This window comes from Pedobacter sp. 05L430 (assembly GCF_056397585.1).
Window position 1 is genome coordinate 1 of the sequence record NZ_JBFTNT010000332.1, and the last position, 4,361, is coordinate 4,361.

At 36.5% G+C, this 4,361-nt stretch carries 5 protein-coding genes; all 5 read right to left on the minus strand.

All coding sequences use genetic code 11. The features are described from left to right. Positions 1–193: 193 nt before the first annotated feature. Entirely contained in the window at positions 194–1,393 is a 1,200-nt protein-coding gene (lepB, locus tag AC1DG9_RS23945) for a signal peptidase I (protein WP_337717470.1), read from the minus strand. Between the two features lie 9 nt (positions 1,394–1,402). Next, the gene (gene dapB / locus AC1DG9_RS23950; protein WP_477635374.1) at positions 1,403–2,143 is read right to left on the minus strand and encodes a 4-hydroxy-tetrahydrodipicolinate reductase; all 741 of its coding nucleotides are present in this window, start codon (positions 2,141–2,143) and stop codon (positions 1,403–1,405) included. Positions 2,144–2,267: 124 nt separating this feature from the next. Next, the gene (locus tag AC1DG9_RS23955; RefSeq protein ID WP_172659051.1) at positions 2,268–2,918 is read right to left on the minus strand and encodes a DUF5683 domain-containing protein; all 651 of its coding nucleotides are present in this window, start codon (positions 2,916–2,918) and stop codon (positions 2,268–2,270) included. Next, positions 2,918–3,838: a ParB/RepB/Spo0J family partition protein gene (locus AC1DG9_RS23960; protein WP_477635375.1), complete on the minus strand. Its 921-nt coding sequence runs from the start codon at positions 3,836–3,838 to the stop codon at positions 2,918–2,920. The genes AC1DG9_RS23955 and AC1DG9_RS23960 overlap by 1 nt, the downstream gene beginning before the upstream one ends. An 11-nt stretch (positions 3,839–3,849) precedes the next feature. Beyond that, a partial coding sequence (locus AC1DG9_RS23965; RefSeq protein ID WP_477635376.1) for a ParA family protein occupies positions 3,850–4,361 on the minus strand: 512 nt, incomplete at its 5' end.

The window sequence follows — 4,361 nt, forward strand, 5'->3', positions numbered from 1 at the left end:
AATAAAATTATGAAATAATTGAATTTGACCCTCTCAGGGTCGGCTACAGAAAATTTTAACTAGAAAAACTTCTTACAACTTAATGAAAATGGGGCAATTCATGATTTATGAACTGCCCCATTTTTGTAAAGGACTTTTTCAGTGCCCTCCCTAAATGACACCCTCTTTTTACTATTTAAATAAATCTTTGGTTCTAGTTTATTCCTCTCAGTAGCCTATTCCATCTTATTTTATTAAAGAATGATCCATTGGTATTATAGCTCATCCAAATAAATAATGCTTTTCCTACAATATGATCTTCAGGTACAAATCCCCAATAGCGAGAATCTAATGAGTTATGTCTGTTATCTCCCATCATCCAGTAGTAGTCCATTTTAAAAGTATAACTGGTTGCAGGTTTACCATTAATCAACCAGCCAGTGCCAGCTTTCTCTAACTTGTTACCCTCATAAATCCTGATACTTCTCTCGTAAAGAGGCATTGATACACTATCCAATTGAACTGTCATCCCCTTTTTAGGTATAAGAATGGGGCCAAAATTATCAGCATTCCAATTTCTTTTTGGATCAAAAGGAAAAACATCTTTCTCCTGATAGCCTTCTGGTTGAGTCACTTCTTTTACAGATTGCACAAAATCCAGTTTACTAACCTTATCCATCATTGGTTCTGTGCCTGTAAAACTATAAGTATTAGGAGATGATTGATTAATATCCTCTGATATATTAAATCCAAGATCCTCAAAAACAGAGAAATTGATATCGGCTGTTTTAAATGTAACTGCATAAGTCATCTGCCCAGTACTTTTAAGTTTCTCTGGTTTACCATTTACAGAAACAAGACCATCTTTCATACTAATTATGTCACCGGCAATACCGATGCACCTTTTAATATAATTCTCTCTTTTATCAACAGGTCTGCTTACAACAGTGTAGTGTTTATTAATTGCATCCCAGCCTTCTGATCTCACCATTTTATAGTAGTCAACGTCCTGAATCTCCAGGGCTACAGTATCACCCTGAGGGTAGTTAAATACCACTACGTCATTTCTTTTGATCTCAGATAAGCCTGGCAATCTGCGGTACTTCCATTGCACGCCATCCCAATATGCTTTAGTACCGGTTAAAGGCATTGTATGATGAGCAAAAGGGAATGCAACTGGTGTCATTGGCACACGAGGGCCATAATTAACCTTACTAACAAATAAGAAATCACCTATTAATAATGATCTTTCCATAGATCCTGTTGGGATAGTATATGCTTCTATAAAAAATACCCTGATTATCGTAGCAGCAATTACTGCAAACAAAATAGCATCAACCCATTCTCGGCTTCTGGATTTTTTCTTTTTTGGCTTAGTGTCCTTATTCTCCTTTTGCCAGAATTTCCAATTCATATTTTTTTATTATTTAAAATTAAATATATCAGCAATATTATAAAAGCCCTGMTTTTTTTCAAGCCATTCGGCAGCTACTACTGCACCTAATGCAAACCCTGAACGATTATGAGCAGTGTGTTTAAATTCGATCTCATCTACCTCAGAACTATAAACCACTGTATGTGTACCTGGTATATTTTCTATTCTATGCGATTCAATCAGTAATTGTTCTTTCTTTAATACATCATCGAACTCTGTAYCTACAAGTTCATTTACCCATTCACGTTTTCTGTCAACATTCTCGATAATGCCTTCGGCAATAGTCATAGCTGTACCACTTGGTGAATCTAGTTTCTGCGTATGATGTATTTCCTCTACCTGGACCTCGTATGCAGGGAAGTCGTTCATTAACTTCGCCAATACCTTGTTCATGTGAAAGAAGATATTAACCCCAATGCTAAAGTTTGACCCATAAAGAAGTGCATTGTTACGTGTAAGGCACTCATTTTTTACTTCCTGCAATTGGCCATACCATCCCGTAGTACCTACAACAACAGGAACATTTGCATCAAAACAGGTATAAATATTATTTATTGCCGCATCAGGAGCACTAAAATCGATAGCTACATCGGCCTTTCGCAGATTAGCAACCGTTAAGTCATCAAGATTATCAATGCTGATTTTCAAAACTACCTCATGTCCTCTTTCTAAGGCAAAACGTTCAATAATCTGACCCATTTTACCATAGCCTAGTAATGCTATTTTCATTGGTTTTATTCTTTTATTGTTACAAACCAGACTTAAACATAAGACTGAATCATCTAATTTTTTATTTTTTTGCTAAAGGTATTAAAAGCCCTCATATACGAGTTCAAACTTGCGTAAAAATATACTATAATCTGATAGTAAGTTTTATCCCAGGCGTTACATTATTAAAACCATACATGGTATCAGTGTTGATTAGACCAGGAGAAATTTTCATCCCTATATCGTCTACATTAAAATATTTCAGGCGGGCATCTATATAGGCCTCGACTACATTAAGTAGATACAACCCAACGTATGAGAAAATAATTACCTCTTTATTTCTTCTGAAAAGATCCTTTGCAGTAATTAATCCAGCCTCATCCATGTTGTTATATGGGAAATCGGCACTTTTCTCATTATTATTCGCTCTACGATAAATGATTTCATCATAAAAAAGCTTGTAATTCTTACTATTGTCTATAAACGAAATAGTAAGAAGCGTTATCCCTGTATAAAGACCGGCAACTTTTGCCAGCCTATAAACGGTAACCCCATTTCTGATTTGTCCGAGTCCGGGAAGCATAAGTGAACTTAGCGCAGCTCTTCTGCCTGCAATTTTACCAAGATTTACGTAGGCTGGTTTTTTAATTGTATCTACTTTTTGAGCCCTTACAGGTTCTACTACTGGTTTTGCTTTAATCACCAGGGTATCCTTTTTAACAACAGGAGTTTCCTGGGCACGAGCTAACGCTGTCACAAAAAGAAACAAAACCGATAGCAGCAGACTTTTGTACATTACCAATCTAATAATTCCAGAATACGGCTTAGGTCATCCTCAGACATAAATGGGATCTCTATAGCCCCTTTCCCATTTTCACCGACTTTCAGCTTAACTTTAGTGGCAAATTTAGATGCTAGATCTCTCTGTAGTTTTTGATATTCAAATGAAACACTAACAGGCTGTCTGCTTGGTTTTGCTTTTACCTGAACACTATTTATGCTTCTTACTAACTCTTCAACCTTGCGCACCGACAGTCCCTTATCAATGATCTCATCATGAATAAAGAGCTGTTTTTCTGCCTGTTCTACATTTATCAGTGYACGTGCATGTCCCATAGAAATCTTTTGATCTCTTATAGAAACCTGTATTGCTGGTGGCAATTTCAGTAGGCGAAGATAATTGGTTACCGTAGTACGATTTTTACCAACTCTTTCACCTAATTGCTCTTGTTTCAAATTACATTCATCTATCATCTGCTGAAAGCTCAGTGCAATCTCAATTGCATTAAGATTTTCACGCTGAATATTCTCAATAAGAGCCATCTCCAGCATTTGCTGATCATTGGCACTGCGGATATATGCAGGAATTTCGGTTAGGCCTGCTAACTTAGAAGCGCGCAATCTTCTCTCTCCAGAGATCAACTGATATTTACCTCCAGGCTGTTTTCTTACCGTAATTGGCTGTATTAAACCTTGAACCCTGATAGATTCAGAAAGCTCATTTAAAGCAACCTGATCAAATTCAGTACGAGGTTGATACGGGTTAGTTTCAACATCATTAATATTAATATGCCCAATATTATTGTTGTTACCGCCCTCTTGCTTTGTTTCGCTTACCGGGTTCACCCCGTTCTTTGGCGGGTTTACAGCATCTGAGTCATCCAAAAGCGCACTTAACCCTTTACCTAAACCTGTTTTTCGCTGAAAAGATGTCATTAAAAATATTTTTAAATAATTGCTGTAGTTGTATTCTGTACTTCCTTAACCATTCCGTTTTTATGAACAATTTCACGGGCAAGGTTCAGGTAGTTAATTGCGCCTTTACAAGTGGCATCATGCATAATTACTGAAATACCGTAACTTGGGGCCTCACTTAAGCGCGTATTACGCTGAATAATTGTGTCAAAAACCAACTCCTGGAAATGGGTCTTAACCTCTTCTACAACCTGATTTGACAGTCTTAAACGCACATCATACATCGTAAGTAGAATTCCCTCAATTTCCAATTCAGGATTTAAACGGTTTTGAACAATTTTAATTGTGTTCAAAAGTTTCCCTAGTCCTTCAAGTGCAAAATATTCACATTGTACAGGGATAATTACTGAATCAGCAGCTGTAAGTGCATTAATGGTAATTAAACCTAAAGATGGTGAGCAGTCAACAATAATAAAATCATACTGATCTTTAACTTTTTCAAGAACAGCCTTCATCTTATATTCCCTGTTGTTCAGGTTTATCA